The following is a 22391-nucleotide window of genomic DNA, read 5'->3' as shown; positions in this document are numbered from 1 at the left end:
CCCTACAACCGGGCCGGCATGTCGATAGCGGTATCCACCGGTCGCATCGGGCGGATCATCCCCTCCTGGGTGAATGACGCCAGCAGGTCACCGTCCTCGGTGTGCACCTGACCGCGGACATACGACATGCCGTGTCCGGCCGCGGTGCTCTCATGGCTGTACAGCAACCAGCCATCCCACTGCACCGATTCATGGAAGCAGACCGACGCCGACATCAACGCCGTCGACACAGTCGCGTGCGCCTGCGCTGTACCGATCCCGCGGTGCGGCCGCATGGTGGTCGAAATACCAAGTTGCCCAGTGAAATACGACAGTAGTGCCTTGGCGAGATCGTCCCGTTCGGGTACCGGGTCACACGCCAGCCAGGCATAGAGTTCGGGCGGCCCGACTTCGTCAGGGCTGTTGACGTCGACCACGTCGACGAGGCGCAGCTCCTGCCCAGCCATGGCCGGACCGGCGGGGCAGGCGTCGTCGGGCGTCCCGACATCGGGACGCAAGGCGTGGTGCCTGACGACATCGGGCGTGGGCACGTCCGCCAGCACTGTCACCGTTGCGCACAGCCGTGAACCCTGGCCGACGGTGACGACCGCGGTCGCCACAGATCGGCCCTCATGTACGACACCGACGGACAGTTCGACAATGGAATCGATGTCGACCGGCCTGGCGAAGACCGCATGTGCTGACCTAATCGTCTTGTCCGGGAATCGTTTTGCCGTCGCGACGATGGCCTGGCCCAGCGCCTGCGCCCCTTTGGCCACCCGCCTGCCGTCAGTTCCGGCCGGTCCGGTCACGCCGACGAATCGATCCGGTCCGTCGGGTGCCACATCGAACACCTCGAGAAGGCCGTCCACCGACGCCTGCGCCGGGATCAACACACCGGAGCCAGGTCGGCGTCGGGCAAGCCCGCCGACCGGCCGTACCGGAACAGGGTCTCGACGCTACCGACGGGCCCGGGGTCTCCCCCGGCCATGGCCCACGCGTGGGCCTTGAACGCCAGCGCCGCCGCACTCGGCCGGTACTCCACCCGCTTGATCTGTTCGCCGAAGCCATCCGGAGCGTGCGACCCGAAGAAGACCACATCTCCGACGGCACAGCTCGCGGTGAGTCCGTGGTCACCAGATTCGAAGCAGGAGGTACCGATCACCGTCATCGCCACCGAGTCCGCCCCCGCCGATGACCACAGAGCATTCAGACCAACGGCATTCAGGCCCAGGACGCGCAATGCACGCTCATCTCCACCCTCCTCGACGACGACGCCGACCCGCCAACCTGCCATCGCCCGGTCGAACAACCATCCACCGATTCCTGACACGGTGCCGGCGACATCGGGTGCCACCACCTTCACCTCGTACTGCAGGGCGTTTTCGGGACGCACCAACGGCCGGGCGAACGGGACTGCGACCGTGTTGCCGCCGGGCACCTCGGACAACTGCGCGGACATTCCTGACTGTAGGGACATAGGTGCATCCATTCCGGGTCCAAGGCCTGTGCGGCCGGCACTCTCGACAGGTTGTTGCGGTGTGGTCCGCCTCACCCAACAGCGTGACATTCTCAAGAGAATCTGTAAAGCTTCTATCGTGACGCGTCGACCGGCCGCGCACATGGCCGCCGACGCGTCCAGCAGAGCCGTACGGTCAGGTCGATCAGCCAAATTGGAGGTGCTGCAATGAGTCTCGTCGCAGGACGGGGGCCGTTGAGTGCACAACCGGCCGGTTGGTTCACCCCTCCGTTGGCTGAGGGCACCGTCTACATCGAGCCGCATCCGCGCCGCATCCAGGCGTTCCGCGGCGATACCGTACAGATCGACACCGAGCACGCCCTGATGGTCCACCGGGCCGGGCACCCGCTGAGCTACGCGTTCCCCAGCGATGAGGTCGGCAACCTTCCGCACGAGCCGGTGATCGAGGCACCGGGATACGTCTCGGTGCCCTGGGATGCCGTCGACGCGTGGTTCGAAGAGGGCCGCAAACTGGTGCACTACCCGCCGAACCCCTACCACCGCGTCGACTGCCGGCCGACCCGCCGCGGCTTGCGGGTCACGGCAGGCGACACCGTTCTGGTCGACACCGACGACACCGTCATCGTCTTCGAGACGTCCCTTCAGCCGCGGCTCTACGTGGCTCCCGCCCGGGTCCGCACGGACCTTCTGCAGCCCAGTCAGACCACGTCGTACTGCAACTACAAGGGCACCGCCACCTACTGGTCAGCGGTCGTCGGCGACACCGTCATCGCCGATGTGGCGTGGAGCTACCCCGAAACCCCTCCGGAATCCCTGCCCATCCAGGGATTCCTCAGCTTCGACGCAACGCGCGTGGACGTGCTGGCCGAACTCCCGTCGTCCGGGACGACGGCCACGTGCGGTTGCGAACTCTGACCGGCAAAACCGAGGAAAGCGAACACCATTGGGAATCGTGACCAGCAGCTCCGAGACGGCTTTCACCCAGTCCGCCGAGGAGGTCTACGACTTCGTGACCAATCCGGCGAACTGGGTCAAGACCTATCCCGGCAGCGCCCACATCGGCGGATTACCGGAGCGGCTGCCACTGCAGGTGGGTGACACCTGGACCGAGGCCGGACCGGACGGGGCACACATCTATACCTGGCACCTGGCGATCGCCATGCGCCCCCGCATGTGGGTGTTCAACTCGGTCGGCCGGCTCGGTCACGACAGTGACGGCAACGGCGGTATGGAAGGCCGCATCACCGTGCAATATCAGTTCACCCGCCCCGGCAACGACATCACACTGTTCAGCCGCACGATGACCATCGAGGCTTACAAGGATGCGCCGCTGCCGGACGCCTTGTTCCGCGTGGTCAATCCGGCCAACATCGACGCCTATCACGCCGCGGTGGCGCGGGAGTTGGCGCTCGGCTGAGCCGAGAATCAAGCCACCTCGGCGGGGCCCAGAATCAAGCCACCTCGGCGAGCCGAGAATCAAGCCAGCGCCGCGCCGCCGTCGAAATCGTCGGAAAGCGCCGCCGCCAACTCCAGCGTGCGGCGCCGGAACGCCGGCCGCAGCAGGTCGAAATGGATCTCGGTGCCCGCGGCGATGTGCTTGTCCCACGGCAATACGAACACCCGGCCGGGCGCCACATGTTTCTGGAACTGATGCACCAGGTCGCCGGTGTTCACGTTGGGTTTGCGTGGCCCGACGTGGTTGACCACGACGCAGGAGCGGTTCAGCAGATCCTGATAGCCGTTGTGCCGCAGCCAGTCCATCGTCACCGCGGCCTGCCGGGCACCGTCGATCGAGGCGCTGGCGACGATGACCGCGCCGGACACCGTCGCGAGGACGCCGCGGCCGGCCGGGGCGAACATGTCCGCCGCGCAATCGGCCAGCACCAGGTTGTAGTGCTTGGAGACGGCGGCGGTCGCGGCGTTCCAGTCGGCATCGTTGAAGGCCCGGCTCGCGCCGCTGTACTCATCGCCGGCGAGGACCTCGAGCTTGGACTCGTTCATGCTGGTGAACGCCCGGACATCGTTGTAGCGCGACAGGTCGCCGGCGGCCAGCAGATCGCGCACCGTCGCCGCGGACTGCCGTCCGGCCCGGTCGGCCAGGTTGCCGCTGGCGGGATCGGCATCGACGGCCAGGATCCGGTCGCCACGCACCGCGGCCAGCACGGATCCGAGCGCCACGGTGACGGCTGTTTTACCCACGCCGCCCTTGAGGCCGAAGACGCCGATCTGATGGGACTCCCGGGCCGTGCGGCGCACCCTGGCGTACAGGTCGAGTTCATAGAGTTCGTCACGGGAAAGGCCGAGATTGAGCCGGGTGGTGACGTAGACCGCCCGCCGCCAGCCGCGTCGTGGCTGCATCTTGACCGACGAGCGCACGCCGACGCGGGACAGATTGTCGATGGCGCGGGCCTCACCGGGTGCGGCCGCGGGAATCGGCTGTTCGAGGATCCAGCTGCCGGCCGAGGAGGACCCGCTGATCGGGCGGCCCGGGACGACCGGGAGCTGGGTGGTGATCTCCGCTTCGCGGGGGGCGGCGAAATTCGAGGTCAGCACGACTGGCGGGGTGGATACCCTGGCGTCGCCGTGCCGGGATCGCCCGTTGGGCAGCGCTGCCACCGGGCCGCCGAGCAGGGCGTCAAGCCCGCCGTAGGCCAGCGGATCCCTGGCGTGTTTGGCGTCTCCGGAGTACATGAGCCGGTCGTCGTCGGCCGACATGTTTACCTCTCAATCGCTCACTCGCTACGGCATACCCGATTGACCGTCCGATGTGCTGACGCACCGTCAAGGCCACCGGCGCACCGGCCGCTTCGACTGTCCGCACGAGTTTCACTTGCAACAGACCTGCATTATTGCCCACAACGTCGATCACAACCACAGCCGAGCGTCCGCCGGGGTGGCCCAGCTATCAGCTCAACCGTGCAGTGCACGGCGCAGCGCCGCGCCCTGCAGCGCGAAAAGCTGTTGGCTGACCTCCCAGTCCGGAAGCAGCGAATCGAAGCCGTGGCACGTCCCGGGAAAGAGATGGAGTTCGGTGGCAACCTCCGCGGCCAACAATCGGCGCGCGTAGTCGAGCGCTTCGTCGCGCAGCGGATCGAGTTCCGAACAGGTGATCAGCGCCGGAGCCACTCCGGTCAGCGAGCCAGCCCGGCTTGGCACGGCAGGCTCCGGCACGTCCCGGCCACCGGCATAGTGGCGCCACATCGCCACCGTCGCCGGACCGTCGAAGCCCGGGGTGTCGGCGAACTCCTCCTTGGACCGCGTGGGCCGGTCGTCGAGCACCGGCTGATGTAGTGCCTGGAACACGATCGGCGGTGCGGAGCCGGCAGTGGAATGCTGCGCCAGCAGCGCGGCGAGCGCGGCACCGGCGCTGCTTCCGGCCACCGCGATGCGCCCCGGGTCGATGTCGAGGTCGCCTGCCAGCGTGGCCGTCCAGTTGAGCACCACCATCGCGTCGTCGAAGGCGGCCGGGTAGGGATACTCGGGCGCCAGCCGGTAGTCCATCGCGATCACCGTGCAGCGGGCCCGCCGGGCCAGCTCCACACATTGGATCTGGTCGGTGTCGAGATTGCCGAGGACGAAGGCGCCCGAGTGGCAGTAGACCACCGCGGGTGACGGCGAGGGGCCTCCCCGGTAGATCCGCACCGGGATGGTGCGTCGCCCCAGTGCGACGCGAGCCCCGACGATCTCCACCCCTGGGGTGTCCAGGACCTGCGCGGCGTCGCGGCGCCGTTGATCCAGCGAGGCACGCACCACACCCAACTGTTCAGTGGTCAGGTCCGTGCGGGCCTCGGCGAACCCGTGTAGGGCGGTGTCGAGGCGCTCCAGCCACGCCATGGCTCAGCCGTCCGTCCGATCGGCGGCCGCGGTGACCGGGGCCGGGTAGTTGGTGGGCGGTTCGAAAGTGTAGTCCGCGGACCGGAACCGCCGGGTCATCGACCAGAATGCTCGTGCACTGCGTGGCCATTGCGTGACCACCCGGCCACTGGGTGCCCGGAAATAACTGCTGCACCGGGTCAGCCACACCGTGCCCTGCATCCACCGGTCGATGTCGGCGAGGAATGCGGCCATCGTGCTGGGACGCACCGCGAGGTATGACTTGCGTTTGCGCCGAAGATATTTCAGAGCCCGCACCACATACCGGGCCTGTGCTTCGAGGATGAAGATGACGCTGTTCGAGCCGACATTCGTGTTGGGTCCGTAGAGCATGAAGAAGTTCGGGAAGCCCGGCACCGTCATCCCGAGGTAGGCGAATGCCCCGTCACGCCAGGTGTCGTGCAGCGACACCCCGCCTTCACCGGACACCTCGATCTGTCCCAGGTAGTCCGCGGCTGCGTACCCGGTGGCGCACACCACCACGTCGACCTCGAGTTCCCGACCATCTTCGGTGACCAGCGACCGGGCCCGTAGCGCGCGGGCCGGGCTGGACACCACCTCGACGTTGGGCCTGGTCAGGGTGGCGATGAAATCGGGTGAGAACACCAGCCGCTTGCAACCCAGCGGATGGTCCGGGGTCAGTTGGGCCCGCAATCGGTCATCGGCGACGGTCGATTCGAGGAGGTTGAGGGCGAGTGCCTTGAACTCCTGCGTCTTGTCGCTGCCGTTCTCGATGACGGCGATGTTGGACTCACTACGCAGCCAGAGCCGAGTCCGGTAGATCTTCTTCGCGAACGGCACGTGGGCGAACAGCCAGCGTTCCCGTTCGGTGTACGGGCGGTCGGGTTTCGGCAGTACCCAGGTCGCCGAGCGCTGCACCGAGTACACCTTCTCGGCGACCTTCGCCAGTTCCGGAACCACCTGTGAGGCAGTTGATCCCGTACCGAGAACGGCGACCCGCGCGCCCTCGAGCGCGACGTCGTGATCCCATTCGGCGGTGTGCATGAGAGTGCCGGTGAACGGTTCTTCGGTCACCAGTTCCGGTCGCAGCGGCTGGGTGAACAGTCCGATCGCCGAGACCACGATGTCGAACCGGTGCTGCTCACCCGATCCGGTGGTCAACACCCAACTGTTCGCGCGGGCATCCCACCGAGCCGCGGTGATCTCGGTCTTCAGCCGCAGATGCGGACCCAATCGATAGCGCTCGGCGCACCGTTCGAAGTACGCCAAGATCTCCGGTTGCCCCGCCCACAGCCGGCTCCAGTCGGCATTCAGATCGAACGAATACGAGTACAGGTGCGATTTCACGTCGCAGGCCAGCCCCGGATACGTGTTGATCCGCCACGTTCCACCGACCCCGTCTTCGCGGTCGAAGATCGTGAAATCGTCGAAACCGGCCTTTTTCAGGAAGATTCCGAGTGCCAGCCCGCCAGGGCCGGCGCCGATGATGCCCACCGACGGTGATGACGAACTCGGCACCTGCGTCATCCGATCCGCAGACATTGGCCGCCGTCGATGACGAGTTCCGAGCCGGTGATGAACGCCGCCTGGTCCGACAACAGGAACGCCACGGCGTCGGCCATCTCGCTCGGCTTGCCCAGCCGCCCCAACGTCGCCCGCTCCGCCAGCCTGGCCTGGGTGGACGCGTCGAGCATCGGCGTCTCGACGGGTCCGGGAAAGATCGCGTTGACCCGGATGCCGTCACGACCGAGTTCGGCGGCGGCCAGCTGGGTGAGCCCGCGCAGCGCCCACTTCGACGAACCGTAGGCCGCGTGGTGCGGAAACGGGCGGATCGCGCCAGTGCTGCAGGTGTTCACCACAGCGGCGCCTTCTGCGCGGCGCAGCGGTTCGAGGGCTGCCTGCAATCCGAGGAACGGTCCCAGACAGTTGACCCGCCAAGAACCTTCGAACCCGGCCGGCGTTTCCTCGGCGATCGGTGCGCGGTGCAATGCACCGGCGTTGTTGACCAGTGCGTTGAGCCCGCCGAATCGGGCCACCGTGGCTGCTACTGCGGCCTGCCAGTGCTCTGGCGATGTCACGTCCAGTTCGACTGCCAACACGCTGTCGCCGAACGTGGTTGTAGTGGGGGTGAGTTCGTCGATCAGGTGATCCCCGGCGGTCACCCGGTAGCCGTCGGACACCAGTCTGCGCACGATGGCCGCGCCCTGGCCACGGGCGGCCCCGGTCACCAGCGCGACGCGGCTGCCATTCCCTGCTCCTGCGTTCAGTTGTAGCCTCCTCGATCGGTGCCGGTCGCGGTGTGCCCGGATGGGGTTGCGCCTTCGGCCTGTCCTGTTGCCTCGGTGAGGTGTTCGCCGGCGCCGCGGCGCAGCGCTTGAGATTCCGAGGCCAGCGTGATCATCTGGAATCCCAAGTCGCCCAGCATTTTTCCGAGTTTCCCCGCCCCGGCGTGGATTCCGGCGATCAGCCCGGCGCCGTGCGCGGCGGACTGGATGGCCACCATCGCGGCACGCACTTCGGGCTGTGTCCAGGCATCGGCGAGCCGGTACCCCATGGAGATCGCCAAATCTGCCGGACCGACGTAGATCCCGGTGAGGCCGGGCACCGCGCAGATCTCCTCGGCCGCGGCCAGGCCGCGGGCCGTCTCGATCATCGCGAACACACTCACCCGGTCTTCGAGTTCGGCGGTGTCGTGTCCCAGGCTCGCCCGAAGCGGTCCGAAGCTGCGCACCCCGGCCGGGGCGTACTTGGTGGCCGCGACCGCCGCGGCAGCCTGCTCGGCGGATTCGACCATGGCGATGATCACCGCGTCGGCGCCGGCGTCGAGCACCCGGCCGATCGGAGCAGGATCAGCCGAGGGCAGCCGTACCGCGGTGGCGATCGGGACATGCTCGAGGCGACGCAACAGCAGCGCCACGTCGGCGTCGTCGAGATAGCCGTGCTGTACGTCGAATCCGACGTAGTGGTAACCGGCCGCCGCGAACTCCTCGGGACCCAGGATGGTCGGACCGACGACCCACCCGCCCCATACCTGGGCATGGGTTGCCAGCGCAACCTGCAACCTGCTGGGGTTCATCGGGTGATCGCAATCTTGACGCGCTCGGGCACCGGAGCGCAGGCGAGCTCGAATGCCGCCTGCACGTCGCCGGAGCCGAAGGTGTGGGTCACGTAGCCCGGTAGCAGGTCGGGATGCGCCCGGGCGAACTCGTCGGCACGCCGCAGCACCCGCTGACGGTCCAGTGTGACACCGGATTTCAGGGTCAGATTGTTGCGGAGCATGGTGCGCATACTGACGGGGTAGCTGTCGTCGTCGGGCACCCCGAAATAGAACACCGTGCCCCCGAAAGCACAGGCTTCCAGCGCGTGGTTGAGCGTGGCGACCTGATGCCCGACGGCCTCGATGACGATGTCGGGCCTGCCGGTCGGCCCCAAGTGCCTCACCCAACGGTCGCTGGTGGCCCGGACGGAGTCGTCGACCCCGAAGCCGGCACTCACCGATGACCGGTCCACCGGGTCGACACCGGTGACCCGTGATGCGCCGAAAGCCTTTGCCACATAGGAGAACAGCAACCCGATCGAGCCCTGCCCGATGACCGCCACATGGCACCCTCGAAGATCCGGCAGTTGTTCGACGGCATAGAGGACACAGGCCAACGGTTGCAGGCCGACAGCCAGTTCCGGCGCCAGCGCCGGATCGTAGGACACCAGCCCGGCTCCGTCCGCGATCACGCGGCCCATCAGCCCGTCAAAGCCCGAAGCCCAGCCCACCACGCGCTCCCCCGGCCGGTGATCGGAATGCCGGCTGGCCAGTACCTCACCGACGATTTCGTGGATCGGAAAGCCATCCATCTCTGCCGCGCAGCATCCGGTGTCCCCCGGCAGCTTGCCCTGGGTGCCACGGAATCCGGGTAGATCGCTGCCGCAGATGCCGGCGGCCAGGAAGTCGAGCAGCACCTGGCCATCTGTCAACGATTCCGGTGAGGGCTCTGAAACCTCGCTCCGCTCAAACGTATACGGGGCGACGAGCCGGTAGGACCACACGTCAGACCTCCACGGGAATGTTGTTCCAGCCCCACTGGAAACTCGACGGTGGCCGCGATGCCGCGGCCTCGTCGATGCGATACTCGGGCACGCGTTTGAGGAACTCCTGAATCAGGATCGTGATCTCGAGGCGGGCCACGTGTACACCGAGGCAAAAATGCTGCCCGTGGCCGAACGACAACAGCCGTTCGATGCGCCGGTTCCACACGAATGCGTCGGGGTTGTCGTACTCGCGCTCGTCGCGCGCCGCGGAGGCCAGCAGGGTGATCACCCGTTGGCCGGGTTTGATCGTGGTGCCGTGCACGGTGTACGGCCGCCGCACTGTTCGGGCGAACCACTGCGCGGGAGCGCTGTACCGGATGATCTCTTCGCGGGCGACGGGCACATTTCCGTCGAGGTCTGAACGTACTGCGGCCAATTGGTCTGGGTGGCGAAGGAGCTCCCACAGACCGGCCGCGGTGATCTTCGGGACGGTTTCCGTACCACCGATGAACACACCGAGCATCTGAACCGCGGCCTCCGTGTCACCCAACGCAGAGCCATCGGGCAGCCGGTAATCGATGAGGGCATCGGCGATCGGCACGCTGCCGTCGTGGCCTTCTGCGCGCCGGTTCTCGATGATCGGGGTGAGGTAAGACAGGTAACCGGGGCGGGCATTGCCGACCTCGACTCCTTCTCCGGGTTGCGCGAGACTGCCCGCGTTGACGGTGGCCAGCACGTCCGGCGCCAGATCGACTGGCAGACCCACGAATTCGCAGACCATGGCCGCCGCGACGATGCCGCCGTAGTCCTGCGTCAGGTCGAAGGTGCCGCGCGGCAGCAGCTCGTCGAGGCGCTCGTTGGCCAGCGTCCTGATCCGATCGGCCAGCTTGGCCGCCGACCGCGGCCGGAACTGTGCCGACGTGCAGCGCCGCACGTCCTCGTAGATGGGCGAATCGAAGTTGGCGTGGAAGGGCATCGGGTGCAGCGATGGGTCGGGCACCGCGCTGTCGTTGCGATGCGCCAGCACGTTCGCGGCGGGCAGGGTGCCCTCGGACGCCACGAAGGTTCCGTCGTTGACCCCGAGCATGTCCCAGATGTCGCCGAACCGGGACAGCGCGTAGGTGTCCCATTTGTCGATGTAGTACACCGGGTACTCGTCACGCAGGATCCGGTAGTACGGCAGCGGGTTGGCCATCACGTCTGGATCAAACGGATCGTAGGTGAAATCCTGCAGCACAGGTTGATTCACAGCAGACCTACTTCAGTGGCGAGGGCGGCAAGGCCGAGAGGATGGAATCCTCCCAGCCGTCACGAAGGGCGGGGGCCACGCTCATCCAGGTGACGATCTCCGCGGGCGGGTTGCCCTTCCACGATGGGTAATGGTTCTCGAAACAATCCCAGTCACCGTCGAGCGCCCAATAGTGGATCACCTCGTTGAACCGGAAGGTGGTGATGAACGAGCCCAGCCAGCGTTTGCCGGTGCTTTCCGACCACGGCACATACAGCCGCTCCAGCTCGCGGATGTAGTCGTCCTGGCGGCCGGGCTTGGTCTGCATGATTTCCTGAATCACCAGGCCTGCCCCGAAGTTCGCCTCTCGCAGCTGCGCGAGGGTCCTGTTGTACTTGCCCGCGTACATGATTCGGCCCTCACCACGGGCGCCGAGCTCGGACAGGTATGCCGCCCACTGGAGTGCGGGCTTCTCGTGAGTGCCGCCGACTGCCTGCGCCTTGCCGATCCGGGCGTAGTCGGCGAAGGCGTCGATCTCCCAGATGATCGTCACCTGCGGCCAGTGTCCGTTGTACGGCGTGGTTTCCCAGATCGCGAACAACCGAGCGCCGAGATCCTCCATCATCGGTTGGTAGGTCTCACCGAACGTCTCCACGAACTGGTCGGTTCGAGCCGACCCCAGATCGATGGTTTCGTGCAGATACAGCAGCGTGTGGCCATAGAACTTCTTCATCTAGGGCGCTCCGGTGGTTGACAGTGGCACCCTGCGAGCGTGACACTTGTGACGTGTTTTGTAAAGGTGCGGAGACATGACTGCAGGAACGGAACAAACCGGGACAACTGAACTGGCGCAGGGTTTCTGTTTCGGCGAGGGGCCGCGGTGGTTCGAAGGACTGCTGTGGTTTTCCGACATGCTCGGCGAAGCCCTACACACGGTCACGTTGTCAGGTTCCATGACCACCCTGCCCGTTCCCGGACATTCCCCGTCGGGTTTGGGTTTTCGGCCCGACGGCACCCTGCTGATCGTGTCCACCGAGCGCCGTCAGGTGCTGCGCTACGACGGCGACACCGTGGAGCTGCTGGTCGATCTCAGCGATCTGGTCCCAGCAGCCCTCGGCGACATGGTGGTGGACGAACACGGCCGGGCCTATGTCGGATCGCAAGCCCGAACCGGCGGGGTGATCGTGCGCATCGACCCCGACAACCGGGCGACCGTTGTCGCCGAGCATCTCGACTTCCCGAACGGCATGGCGATCACCCCGGACGGCACCACTCTGATCGTCGCGGAGTCCACCGCGCGACGGCTCAGCGCATTCACCATCCGCCCCGACGGCGGCCTCACCGGCCGGCGGGTGTTCGCCGAAGGCCTGGACGGGCCGCCGGACGGTATCGCCGTCGATGCCGAGGGCGGGGTGTGGGCGGCGTTGACATTGGCACACGAATTCCAGCGCATCGCGCCCGATGGCTCCGGGGTCACCGACCGAATCGATGCGGACGGACGCACCGCGATCGCGTGTGCCCTCGGCGGCGTCGAGGGACGCACCCTGTTCATGGTCACCACCACCGACGCGTATCCGGAGCGCCTGATCGGCACCAAGTTGTCACGGGTCGACGCGCTGATGGTCGAAACACCGGCACCGGGCGATCACGACATGCTTCACCATCATTGAAGACCACCACCAGAACGGTAGATATGTCCGACGCCTACTACGAGCTGATCGACGAGAACGACCCGATCGGTGAGAAATTCGCTGCGACCGATATGGCCCGCGGCACCTGGTCTGCCGACATCCAGCACGGCGCGCCGGTCTCGGCCTTGCTGGTGCGTGCCCTCGAACGCTGCGAGCACCGCGCGGATACCCGGCTGAGCCGGGTCGCCATCGACCTCATGGGTGGCGTGCCATCGGAGGGTGACCTGTGGGTGCGTGCACAACTGGAAAGGCCCGGCAAGCAGATCGAACTGGTCAGCGCCGAAATGCTGGCCCCCGGGCCCGACGGGGCACCCCGAACAGTGGCGCGGGCCAGCGGGTGGCGGATGCTGCAACTGGACACCAGCGCGATCGCCCACACCGGCGTCGAGCCACTGCCGCCGCTGGAGCGGGCCCGCAGCCGCGACATGGCCAAGAACTGGGAGCCCAACTACGTGCACAGCGTGGACTGGCGCTGGCTGACCGTCCCGCAGGCCCCCGGCCCGGGCGAATCCTGGCTCAGACCGACGGTCGACGTGGTCCAGGGTGAGTCGATGACGCCGCTGCAACGGTTGTTCGCGGTGGCCGACGACGCCAACGGCATCGGCTCCAAGATCGACATCCGCAAGTGGACATTTCTCAACACCGATCTGGTGGTGCACATCCACCGGGTCCCCGACGGGGACTGGATCGGCATCCGCGCCGACACCAACTACGGGCCCGACGGCATCGGTGCCACGGTGGGCACGCTGTTCGACCAGACCGGCGCGGTGGGCGCGATCCAGCAGTCGGTGCTGGTGCGCCCCCGCCCACCCAAATAGGTGCCGAATGGCCAGTTATGTCACGGCATTTCGCGGTGGGCGTGACATAACTGGCCACTCGGCCGGAAGCGTGTACCGACCTAGGCGATGTGCGCCGGCACGCGCTTGATGCCGTGCACGAAGCTGCTGTACAACAGTTCGGGTTCACCGAATTCGATGGACTTGAGCCGAGTCAGCAACTCGCGGAACAAGTGCCGCAACTCGGTCTTGGCCAGCTGATTGCCCAGACAGAAGTGTGGACCGCCGCCGCCGAATCCGATCTGCGGATTGGGCGAACGGCTCAGGTCGAATCGCTGTGGGTCGGCGAACACCGATTCATCCCGGTTGCCCGAACAGTAGAACAGGCCCACCTTGTCGCCGGCTCGGATCTGCTGGCCGGCCAGCTCGACATCCTCGGTGGCGTGCCGCGCGAACTGGATGACCGGGGTGGCCCATCGCACGAACTCCTCGGTGGCCAGACCTATTCGGTTGTCGAAATCCTCTAACAGCCAATCCTTCTGGTCTGGATTCGCGGCCAAGGCCAGCATCGCGTGAGTGGTGGTCTGTTTGGTGGTGTCGTTGCCCGCCGAGGCCAGCAGGATCAGGAACGCGCCGATCTCCTCGTCGGTCAGCCGGTGACCGTCGATTTCGGCGTTGACGATGCTGGTCATCAGATCGTCACCGGGATTGGTGCGCCGGAACTTGGCCAGCTCCACGCCCGTGTTCGAGATCAGCATGATTTCGTTGATGGTGGCCATGGCGCGTTCTTCGAGCGTCGAGTACTCGTCGTCGCTCATGCTGAACAACTTCTCGGCGGCCTTGGCCAGCGCCGGTTGATCGGCGGTCGGCACACCGAGCATGTCGGAGATGGTCCGCATCGGCAGTTGCGCCGAGCATGCCTCGACGAAGTCGACGTCCCCGGCACCGATCAGGTCATCGACGACAGCGACCGCGTTCGCGTGGATCTGCTCCTCGATCCGGCGCACGTTGCGTGGGGTGAACGCCGAACTGATCAGGCGCCGGTAGGTGGTGTGCTCCGGCGGATCCATCATCAGAAAGAAGGTCGCGAATTTCTGCACGTCGGCCGGCATCGGATCCAGCGCCACGCCCTTGGTGGAGGTGAACAGCTCGGGGTGCTGGCTGACGAACTGGATGTCGGCACGTCGGGTCACCGCCCAGAAGCCGGGCTCTTCGACGTCGAACAGGGTCGGCAGCGGCTGGTGCCAACTCAGGCCGTCACGAGCACGCAACTGCGCGAACGTCTCGTCACGTTCGGCGAAGGACCGGCTCCAGAAATCGTGCGACGTGATGTCGAACGGGCTGTACTCGCGCGCCTGCGGTGAGCTGGCAACTGTCACTGGGATTCCCTCCTCCACGGGCGTCCGACGACGATGTCGCGCCACGAATTAGCGTGACAGTTGAGCAATAGTTTGTAAAGCTGTGGGCATGGCGGAAGTATCGTCCACCGATGACGACAGCAGCACTCGAGGACGGATCCTGGCTGCCACCGCCGAGGTGCTCGGGGCCAACGGGATGACCAAACTCAGCCTGTCCGAGGTCGCCCTGCAGGCCGGGGTTTCCCGGCCCACGCTCTACCGCTGGTTCGCCTCCAAACAGGAACTTCTCGACGCGTTCGTCGTGTGGGAGCGAAAGACCTATGAGCAGGCCGTGGCGCAGGCCTCCGCGGAACTTCCCGACGACGAACACCTGGACGCCGCACTGCGGACGGTCGTCGAATATCAGCAGTCGTATCCGGGGCTGCGGATGGTCGACATCGAACCCGAACACGTCATCAAGCGGCTCACCCAGGTGATCCCCCTGATGCGCGAACGCCTGCAACGCCTGACAACCGGACCGGATGCCGACATCGCGGCGGCCACCGCGGTGCGGGTGGCGGTCTGCCACTACCTGGTGCGCAGCGACGACGCCGACGACTTTCTCGCGCAGCTCCGCCATGCTGCCGGGGTCAAGAACCAGCATTGACCAGGGCTTTCCACGTACGACGCTACCCTGGGCTCGGTGACCGACTCAGCTGATCCCACCGCCGGACTCGATCTGGCCGAACAGGCCGCGCTGGGCAGCGGCGCGAGCTTCTGGACCACGAAGGCGGTCGGCCCCGTGCCGGAGATCGTGCTGACCGACGGCCCGCACGGCGTGCGCAGGCAATCAGGTAGCGCGACAGATCATCTGGGTCTGTCCGGCAGCGAACCGGCGACGTGCTTTCCGCCTGCGGTGGGTCTCAGCCAGACGTGGGATCCCGCACTGGTCGAACGCGTCGGTCGGGCGCTGGGCGACGAAAGCCGCGCGCTCGGTGTGCATGTGCTTCTGGGCCCCGGAGTCAACATCAAGCGTGATCCACGCTGTGGGCGCAACTTCGAGTACTACTCGGAGGACCCACTGCTGTCGGGCACGCTTGGTGCTGCGTGGGTCCGCGGGGTGCAGAGCCGCGGTGTCGGCGCATCGCTCAAGCATTTCGCGGTGAACAACGCCGAACACGACCGGATGCGGGCCAGTTCCGACGTCGACGCTCGCACACTGCGTGAGCTTTACCTGCGGACGTTCGAGATCGTGGTGTGCCAGGCCCAGCCGTGGACGGTGATGTGCTCCTACAACCGGATCAACGGGGTCTACGCGTCGGAGAACGCGTGGCTGCTGACCACGGTGCTGCGCGACGAATGGGGATTCGACGGCGTGGTGGTCAGCGACTGGGGCGCAGTGGCAGACCGGGTGGCCGCCGTGGCCGCTGGTTTGGATCTGGAGATGCCGACAACCGGAGGCATCTCCGACGCCGAGGTGGTGCACGCAGTACGTGCCGGCACACTGGACGCGGATGTGGTCGCCCAGGCGGCGGGCCGAGTGGCCCGGCTGGCCACGAAGGCTACTGAAACGGCCGGCACCGCAACATCTTTTGATGTCGATGCACATCACCAACTCGCCCGCGAGGCGGCACAGCGGGCGATCGTATTGCTGAAGAACGATGATGATCTGCTGCCACTGGAGCCGTCACCACTGGCGGTCATCGGCGGATTCGCCCAGGAGCCCAGATATCAGGGCGGTGGCAGTTCCCATGTGAATCCCACGCGCCTCGACGTTCCGCTCGACGAGATCCGTAGGTTCGCAGGCGATCACCCGGTGAGCTACTCCCAGGGAACCGACATCGCCGCTGCGGTGGCAACCGCTGAATCTGCCGATGCCGCAATCGTATTCCTCGGCCTCACCGCCGAAGAGGAGTCCGAGGGATACGACCGCGAGCACATCGACCTGCCCGCGCCCCAACTCGACCTGCTCCGCGCCGTGGTCGCGGCCCAGCCCCGCACGGTGTTGGTGCTGTCCCATGGCGGCGTGGTGCGCCTCGACGCTGTCGCCGGCCTGGCCCCGGCTCTGCTGGACGGAGCCTTGCTGGGGCAGGCCGGCGGCGGAGCGTTGGCCGATGTACTGTTCGGCGCCGTCAACCCGTCGGGCCGGCTGGCCGAGACGGTGCCTCTGCGACTGCAGGATTCTCCGGCCTATCTCAACTTTCCGTCCGAAGCGGGCCATACCGTCTACGGGGAACGGATGTTCGTGGGCTACCGCTGGTACGACGCCCGGGACATGCCGGTGACGTTCCCGTTCGGACACGGCTTGTCCTACACGCGGTTCGACTACTCCGGTCTTGAGGTGGCCGCCACCGGCGAGGGGCTCGTCGTGCGCCTGACGGTGACCAACATCGGCACCCGGTCGGGCCGTGAGGTGGTGCAGGTCTACGCCGGGCACCCCGGCTCCGCCGTCGGCAGGCCGGTCCGATGGCTGGCCGGGTTCGGCTCCGTCACCCTCGACCCGGGTGAGCGAAGCAAGGTCGAAATCCCGGTCAGCCGAGCCGATCTCGCGTACTGGAGTCTAGATGCCGGACGCTGGGTGCTCGAATCCGGCGAGTATCTGGTGTCGATCGGCGCGTCGAGCCGGGACCTGCGGCTGAGTGTGTCGGTGACAGTGGAGGGTGACGAGCCGCTGCGACCGTTCACCCGCGAATCAACGCTGGGTGAGCTGCTCGCCGACCCGGTAGCCGCACAAACGATCGCGACGGTGCTGAGCAGCGCTTCCCCTTTCGGCACAGACGATTCCGCACTCGGCATGAACCTGCTGCGGATGCTGGAATCCGTACCGATCGGACGGATGGCCGGCTTCTCGGCGGGCAAGGTCACCGGTGAGCAGCTCGATGAGCTGCTCGCCGGGATCAACGCTCAGCGAGCCTGACCGCCCGTAGCTCGGCAAGAATTTCGTCGGTGTGCGCCCCGAGCGCAGGGGCGACCGTGCGCGGTTGCCATGGGGTGTTCGAGAAGTCGGCCGGGCTGGCAACCATCGGCACTGTCGAAACCCCGTCGGGGACTTCGACGATGCCTCCTGCGGCATGGAACTGTTCGTCGGCGATGACGTCGTCGAGGCTGTTGATCGGTGACCAGAAGAAGTCGGGTTCCTCGTCGAACAATCCGGCCCAGTGCTCCATGGGCCGGCCGGCGAAGATGGCGTCCAGCTCACTGATCAACGTGCGCGCGTTGACGTATCGGTCCCGCGCAGTGGCAAAACGTTCATCGGTCAACCACTCTTCGCGAGCCACCACCCGACACAGTGCGGGCCAGTGCCGGTCCGTTTGCAGTCCGACGATCCAGAACCGTTTCCCGTCGCCTGCGGTGTAGTTGTTCATACAGGGGTTGGCCATCGCCTCGCGCTGTCCGATCGCGATCTGCTGACCGCTCATCAGCAGCGTGTTGAGGTCGAAGCTGACGGTGTAGGCACCCTGGCGGTACAGTGAGGTGCTGACCAATTGTCCTGTGCCCGTGCGGTTTCTGGCCAGCAGCGCAGCGCACACGGCGGCGGCCAGCGTCATTCCCGCGGAGTGGTCCCCCATACCGCCGCGCTGGAAGGGTGGGGTGTCTCCGGGGCGGGTCAGCAGATCGGCCAAGCCCGCGCGAGCCCAGAAGGCGGCGACGTCATAGGCCGCCCGGTCGGCCTCTGGTCCGGTCAGTCCGTATCCGGTGAGAAGTCCGTACACCAGACGCGGGTTGCGTGCCGCGACGGTGTCGAAGTCGAGTTGCAGCCGCCGCAACGCGGCAGGGCGCACGTTTGTCAGGAAAACATCTGCGCTGGAAAGTAATTCGCTTGCGATACCGAGTCCATCAGCGGTCCCCAGGTCGAGCACGATGCTGCGTTTGGACCGGTTGTCCATCTCGAAGGGCGGGTTGGCCGCCACACCCAGGTCCGGATCCAGGCCGAGCATCCGCCCGAACGTTCGCGCCGGGTCGCCCGACGGCGGCTCGATCTTGACGACGTCGGCACCCCAGTCGGCCAGGATCGCTCCGGCGGCCGGCGCGGCCACCCAGACACCCAACTCGATGACCCGAAACCCCTCCAACGGACCCGCCATCGCATTTCCCTTTCCGAAAGCGCTTTACAATCTGTCGCACATTTGTAAACTTGACGAATGCTCACACCGGCCCGCCGCCTCGTCCCTGTCGCGGGCCTGGCCGCACACATCGGCCACGGCGTGCAACGTATCGCAACCGACGCGGTCATCGGGCGCATGCGGGCACTGCCCCGCCGCATCGCAGACCTCGATGCGGCGTACCTGTCGGAACTGACCGGGAGCAAGGTCGAATCGGTGTCGGTCATCGGCGGCGATGCGGGTACGTCGTCGCGCGCCCGGCTGGCGCTGACGGGTGCCGGGGTGCCCGAATCGGTGTTCGTGAAGATGCCGGCCGAAACCGCGGCCACCCGCATGATGGGCGAGCTGGGCCGGCTGGGGCACACCGAGGTGCGTTTCTATCAACAACTGGCCGGTGGGCTGCCCGGGGTTCCGCGTGCCTACGGCGCGGCCTTCGACGGCCTCACCGGCCGGTACGTCGTGGTGTTGGAGGACCTGGGGTCGAGCCCCTGTGAGTTCCTCGATACCCTGCACCCCCTGGACAAGGACCGTGCGGCACAGACCGTCGAGCTACTGGCCCGGGTGCATGCGGCGTTCTGGAATCGGCTGCCGGCGCGCCCCGGCAGCGGACCGCTCGGATGGCTGTACTCGGCATCGGGTGATCACACCTCGCTGATGACCGGCTCCCTGCTCAAGCTGGCGACCAAACGGCTGGCCGAGACCACCGACATCCCCGTGGCCGACGGCCGGTTCATCGACGAGAACTATCGGGCGGCGGCCCAACTCCTCGACCGTCCGCCGCACACGGTGATGCACGGCGACGCGCATCCGGGCAATTTGTTCTTCCGCAACGGCGAGGCGGGCCTGCTCGACTGGCAGGCCGTACGCCGCGGCCATCCCGGCCGCGAGCTGGCGTATACGCTCGCCACCTGCATGACCACGCCGGATCGGCAGGCCGCCGAACGTGACCTGCTCGACGAATACCGCCGCGCGCTGGCCGCGGCCGGTGGTCCGGCGCTCGATCGTGACGACTTGTGGGAGCGATACCGACTAGGGGCGATCTACGCGTACGCCGCACCGGTCATCACCGCCGGACTCGGCGGTATGCAGGACGAAGGCATCGCATTGGAAGGCGCGCGGCGGGGCGTAGCTGCTTTGGCCGACCTGGAGACTGTGGCAATACTCAAGAAGTTGCTCTGATGGTCCTACCATTTGGTGAACCACCATGAACCAAGGCCAGGACGTGAATGAACCTGTACCCGCACAGCGGGACGCATCAGTCGAAGACACCTCGACGCGACACCGGATATTGGTCGCGACGGCCGAGGTGCTGGCCCGTAGCGGCCAGACCAAATTGAGCCTTTCCGAGGTGGCACTGCAGGCCGGTGTCTCCCGGCCCACGCTGTACCGCTGGTTCGCCGACAAACAGGAACTTCTCGACGCCTTCGGCACCTATGAGCGCGAGATGTTCGACCATGGCATGAGCCGCGCCACCGTCGGCCTCCGGGGCACCGAGAAGCTCGACGCCGCACTGCGTTTCATCGTGCGATACCAGCAGTCGTATTCCGGTGTCCGGCTGGTCGACATCGAACCCGAAGTCGTGATCGCCCAGCTGGCCAACGTGATACCGCTGATGCGCGCTCGGCTGCTCAAACTCCTGTCGGGCGCCAACGCCCCGGTCAAGGCTGCCACCGCGATCCGGGTCGCGATCTCGCATTACATCGTGCGCAGCGACGACGGCGATCAGTTCCTCGCGCAGTTGCGTCACGCCGTCGGCATCAAGCAGACCGACGCAAACTGATCTGCTCCCGCACTTGACCTCGGGGAGCCCTGGGCACCTCCGCTCCGCCACACTGGCATGACTCTCGAATGTCCACCGCCACCCTTTCGTGACACTCTACGATCGCAGAGACTTGCCGATCGGTCAATCGTTTCCCCAAAGGGGTGACACGACACGCAAATTTTGTAAAGCTGTCGGTATGACTCAGGTGCAGAGCGACACCGGCGTGCTGGCCGGCGACGAGCGGATGCTCATCGACGGCGAGCTCCAATACACCGGCAGCGGTGCGAAATTCGACGTGATCCATCCCGCCAGTGAGCAGGTGGCCGGCCAGGCGACCGATGGCACGGTGGCCGACGTCGAACGTGCGGTGGGCGCCGCCCGGCGTGCCTTCGACGAAACCGACTGGAGCCGCGACGTCGAGTTCCGGTACCACTGCCTGATGCAGCTGCACGATGCGCTGGAGGCCGAGAAGGAGCGGCTGCGGCGGGTACTGATCACCGAGGTCGGCTGTCCGATCACCGTCACCGGCTCGCAGATCGAGGACCCGATCGGCGAGGTCAAGCACTGGGCAGAGCACGGCAAGAATTTCGATTACGTCGTCGACAACGGGGTGCACCAAACCCAGCTGGGGCCGGCGCGGCGCAAGATCGCCTACGAACCCGTGGGCGTGGTCGGGGCGATCACCCCGTGGAACGTGCCGTTCTACCTCAACATCGCCGAGACGGTTCCGGCACTGATGGCGGGCAACACCGTGGTGCTCAAGCCGGCCCAGCTGACCCCGTGGTCGGGGACCGAGTTGGGCCGCATCGTCGCCGAGCACACCGACATCCCGGCCGGCGTGTTCAACGTCGTCGTCTCGAATGCCAACGAGGTCGGCGCCGCACTGTCCGCCGACCCCCGGGTCGACATGATCACCTTCACCGGATCGACCGCGACCGGGCGCGCCATCCTGGCCGCCGGCGCTTCCACGGTCAAAAAGACCATGCTCGAGCTGGGCGGCAAGTCCGCCCACATCGTGCTCGACGACGCCGACTTCAACTCGGCGTTGCCGATCGCGGCGATGATGGCCTGCGTCATGAGCGGACAGTCCTGCATCCTGCCCAGCCGGATACTGCTCCCCCGCAGCCGCTACGACGAGGGCGTCGAGTTGCTCAAGGGCGCGATGGAGAACTTTCCGGTCGGCGACCCGTGGACCCCGGGCATCATGCAGGGTCCACAGATCAGCCAGACCCAGCGCGAGAAGGTGCTCGGCCTGATCAAGTCCGGAATCGATTCGGGTGCACGGCTGGTCACCGGTGGCGGCGTTCCGGAGAACCTGCCCACGGGCTACTACACCCAGCCCACCCTGCTCGCCGACGTCGACCCCGACTCACAGGTCGCCCAGGAGGAGATCTTCGGCCCGGTGCTGACCGTCACCCCATACGACTCCGACGACGAGGCCGTCGCCATCGCCAACAACTCCATTTATGGCTTGTCCGGGGAGGTTTCGTCCGGCGACGTGGACCGCGCATTCGCGATCGCGCGGCGCATCCGGACCGGCAACGTCACGATCAACAGCCGCAGCCACTTCGGCATCAACAGCCCGTTCGGCGGTTCCAAGCAGAGCGGCCTGGGCCGGCGTAACGGCGAGGAAGGTTTCAAGGAGTACTTCGAGTCCAAGACCATCGGCATGCCCGAGTAACTACGCCGACGGTGCACACAGATCGCGATCTGGCCTCGGAACGCGATCTGTGTGCACGCTCGGGAAGGATGACCATGGACGAATTGCTGATCCAGGCCTTGCTGTACCGGTACGCCCGGGCAGTCGACACCAAGGACTGGGAGCTGTACCGGTCGGTGTTCACCGAGGACGCCCAGATCGACTACTCGTCGGCGGGCGCCATCGTGGGGACACGTGATGACGTCGTCGACTGGTTCGCCGCCAACTTCGGCGTGATCCCGTGGAGCATGCACTACATCACCAACGTCGAGATCCTCGAGAACGACGGCGACAACGCGACCGTGCGCGCGATGTTCTACAACCCCATGCAGTTGCCGGGCATGACAGAGACCAGCGCGTGCGGCGGGTATTACCACCACGAACTGGTTCGCACACCCGACGGCTGGCGCAGTCGCGGCCTGCGTGAGGAGAACCTCTGGTTCGCCAACCCGCCGACGAAGTGACTGCTCCGTCAGCCC

22 protein-coding genes are annotated in these 22391 nt (G+C 66.4%); 10 read left to right on the top strand and 12 right to left on the bottom strand.

Annotated features, from left to right (window positions below):
* Window positions 1-2: 2 nt before the first annotated feature.
* The gene (locus tag QQ25_RS13220) at window positions 3-869 is read right to left on the bottom strand and encodes an acyl-CoA thioesterase (protein WP_101906296.1); all 867 of its coding nucleotides are present in this window, start codon (window positions 867-869) and stop codon (window positions 3-5) included.
* Window positions 869-1459, bottom strand: coding sequence for a hypothetical protein (locus QQ25_RS13215; protein WP_131546159.1), 591 nt, complete (start codon window positions 1457-1459; stop codon window positions 869-871). Before QQ25_RS13215 ends, QQ25_RS13220 begins: the two co-directional genes overlap by 1 nt.
* Before the next feature lie 207 nt (window positions 1460-1666).
* Between QQ25_RS13215 and QQ25_RS13210 the strand changes: the two genes are divergently transcribed.
* Both QQ25_RS13210 and QQ25_RS13205 read left to right on the top strand, forming a co-directional pair.
* The gene (locus QQ25_RS13210; protein ID WP_039379046.1) at window positions 1667-2374 is read left to right on the top strand and encodes a DUF427 domain-containing protein; all 708 of its coding nucleotides are present in this window, start codon (window positions 1667-1669) and stop codon (window positions 2372-2374) included.
* Between the two features lie 28 nt (window positions 2375-2402).
* Window positions 2403-2876, top strand: a complete 474-nt coding sequence (locus QQ25_RS13205; protein WP_039379045.1) for a hypothetical protein — start codon at window positions 2403-2405, stop codon at window positions 2874-2876.
* Between the two features lie 59 nt (window positions 2877-2935).
* Here the strand turns inward: QQ25_RS13205 and QQ25_RS13200 are convergent, their stop codons facing one another.
* The 8 genes from QQ25_RS13200 to QQ25_RS13165 form a co-directional block, all read right to left on the bottom strand.
* The gene (locus QQ25_RS13200) at window positions 2936-4174 is read right to left on the bottom strand and encodes a MinD/ParA family ATP-binding protein (protein WP_082017520.1); all 1239 of its coding nucleotides are present in this window, start codon (window positions 4172-4174) and stop codon (window positions 2936-2938) included.
* Window positions 4175-4369: 195 nt separating this feature from the next.
* Window positions 4370-5293, bottom strand: a complete 924-nt coding sequence (locus QQ25_RS13195; RefSeq protein WP_039319011.1) for an alpha/beta hydrolase — start codon at window positions 5291-5293, stop codon at window positions 4370-4372.
* A 3-nt stretch (window positions 5294-5296) separates the two neighbouring features.
* Complete coding sequence (locus tag QQ25_RS13190; protein WP_039379044.1) at window positions 5297-6835, bottom strand: flavin-containing monooxygenase; 1539 nt, start codon at window positions 6833-6835, stop codon at window positions 5297-5299.
* Window positions 6817-7521 carry an SDR family NAD(P)-dependent oxidoreductase gene (locus tag QQ25_RS13185; RefSeq protein ID WP_234706088.1) on the bottom strand — a complete coding sequence of 235 codons (705 nt, stop codon included), beginning with the start codon at window positions 7519-7521 and terminating at the stop codon, window positions 6817-6819. Before QQ25_RS13185 ends, QQ25_RS13190 begins: the two co-directional genes overlap by 19 nt.
* A 35-nt stretch (window positions 7522-7556) precedes the next feature.
* A complete protein-coding gene (locus tag QQ25_RS13180; protein WP_052235802.1) occupies window positions 7557-8369 on the bottom strand; it encodes an HpcH/HpaI aldolase family protein in 813 nt (270 codons plus the stop codon).
* Window positions 8366-9334 carry a zinc-binding dehydrogenase gene (locus QQ25_RS13175; protein WP_039379042.1) on the bottom strand — a complete coding sequence of 323 codons (969 nt, stop codon included), beginning with the start codon at window positions 9332-9334 and terminating at the stop codon, window positions 8366-8368. The genes QQ25_RS13180 and QQ25_RS13175 overlap by 4 nt, the downstream gene beginning before the upstream one ends.
* 1 nt (window position 9335) lies before the next feature.
* A complete protein-coding gene (locus QQ25_RS13170; protein WP_039379910.1) occupies window positions 9336-10511 on the bottom strand; it encodes a cytochrome P450 in 1176 nt (391 codons plus the stop codon).
* A 61-nt stretch (window positions 10512-10572) separates the two neighbouring features.
* A complete protein-coding gene (locus QQ25_RS13165) occupies window positions 10573-11277 on the bottom strand; it encodes a hypothetical protein (RefSeq protein WP_039319003.1) in 705 nt (234 codons plus the stop codon).
* Between the two features lie 76 nt (window positions 11278-11353).
* Here QQ25_RS13165 and QQ25_RS13160 point away from each other — a divergent pair, with 76 nt between their 5' ends.
* Window positions 11354-12214, top strand: a complete 861-nt coding sequence (locus QQ25_RS13160) for an SMP-30/gluconolactonase/LRE family protein (protein WP_039319000.1) — start codon at window positions 11354-11356, stop codon at window positions 12212-12214.
* Between the two features lie 23 nt (window positions 12215-12237).
* Window positions 12238-13053, top strand: a complete 816-nt coding sequence (locus QQ25_RS13155) for a thioesterase family protein (RefSeq protein WP_039379040.1) — start codon at window positions 12238-12240, stop codon at window positions 13051-13053.
* An 80-nt stretch (window positions 13054-13133) separates the two neighbouring features.
* Here the strand turns inward: QQ25_RS13155 and QQ25_RS13150 are convergent, their stop codons facing one another.
* Window positions 13134-14390 (bottom strand): cytochrome P450, encoded by a 1257-nt coding sequence (locus QQ25_RS13150; protein WP_039379038.1) that lies wholly within the window; start codon window positions 14388-14390, stop codon window positions 13134-13136.
* Between the two features lie 88 nt (window positions 14391-14478).
* Between QQ25_RS13150 and QQ25_RS13145 the strand changes: the two genes are divergently transcribed.
* Together QQ25_RS13145 and QQ25_RS13140 are read left to right on the top strand one after the other, a co-directional pair.
* Window positions 14479-15015, top strand: a complete 537-nt coding sequence (locus QQ25_RS13145) for a TetR/AcrR family transcriptional regulator (RefSeq protein ID WP_039379036.1) — start codon at window positions 14479-14481, stop codon at window positions 15013-15015.
* A gap of 36 nt (window positions 15016-15051) precedes the next feature.
* The gene (locus tag QQ25_RS13140) at window positions 15052-17265 is read left to right on the top strand and encodes a glycoside hydrolase family 3 C-terminal domain-containing protein (RefSeq protein ID WP_039379034.1); all 2214 of its coding nucleotides are present in this window, start codon (window positions 15052-15054) and stop codon (window positions 17263-17265) included.
* On the opposite strand, the gene QQ25_RS13135 is transcribed toward QQ25_RS13140, so the two are convergent.
* Complete coding sequence (locus QQ25_RS13135; RefSeq protein WP_039379032.1) at window positions 17246-18433, bottom strand: CoA transferase; 1188 nt, start codon at window positions 18431-18433, stop codon at window positions 17246-17248. The genes QQ25_RS13140 and QQ25_RS13135 overlap by 20 nt on opposite strands.
* A gap of 57 nt (window positions 18434-18490) precedes the next feature.
* Here QQ25_RS13135 and QQ25_RS13130 point away from each other — a divergent pair, with 57 nt between their 5' ends.
* The 4 genes from QQ25_RS13130 (at window position 18491) to QQ25_RS13115 (ending at window position 22376) form a co-directional block, all read left to right on the top strand.
* Window positions 18491-19630 (top strand): phosphotransferase, encoded by a 1140-nt coding sequence (locus tag QQ25_RS13130; protein WP_039318974.1) that lies wholly within the window; start codon window positions 18491-18493, stop codon window positions 19628-19630.
* 43 nt (window positions 19631-19673) lie between these two features.
* Window positions 19674-20231 (top strand): TetR/AcrR family transcriptional regulator, encoded by a 558-nt coding sequence (locus tag QQ25_RS13125; RefSeq protein WP_039320416.1) that lies wholly within the window; start codon window positions 19674-19676, stop codon window positions 20229-20231.
* Window positions 20232-20409: 178 nt separating this feature from the next.
* Window positions 20410-21894, top strand: coding sequence for an aldehyde dehydrogenase family protein (locus QQ25_RS13120; RefSeq protein WP_039379031.1), 1485 nt, complete (start codon window positions 20410-20412; stop codon window positions 21892-21894).
* 68 nt (window positions 21895-21962) lie between these two features.
* Window positions 21963-22376: a nuclear transport factor 2 family protein gene (locus tag QQ25_RS13115; protein WP_039379908.1), complete on the top strand. Its 414-nt coding sequence runs from the start codon at window positions 21963-21965 to the stop codon at window positions 22374-22376.
* The last annotated feature ends 15 nt before the right edge of the window (window positions 22377-22391 follow it).

The organism is Mycolicibacterium setense, from assembly GCF_000805385.1.
Taxonomy (GTDB): domain Bacteria; phylum Actinomycetota; class Actinomycetes; order Mycobacteriales; family Mycobacteriaceae; genus Mycobacterium; species Mycobacterium setense.
This window is presented reverse-complemented; position numbering and strand designations above follow the sequence as displayed.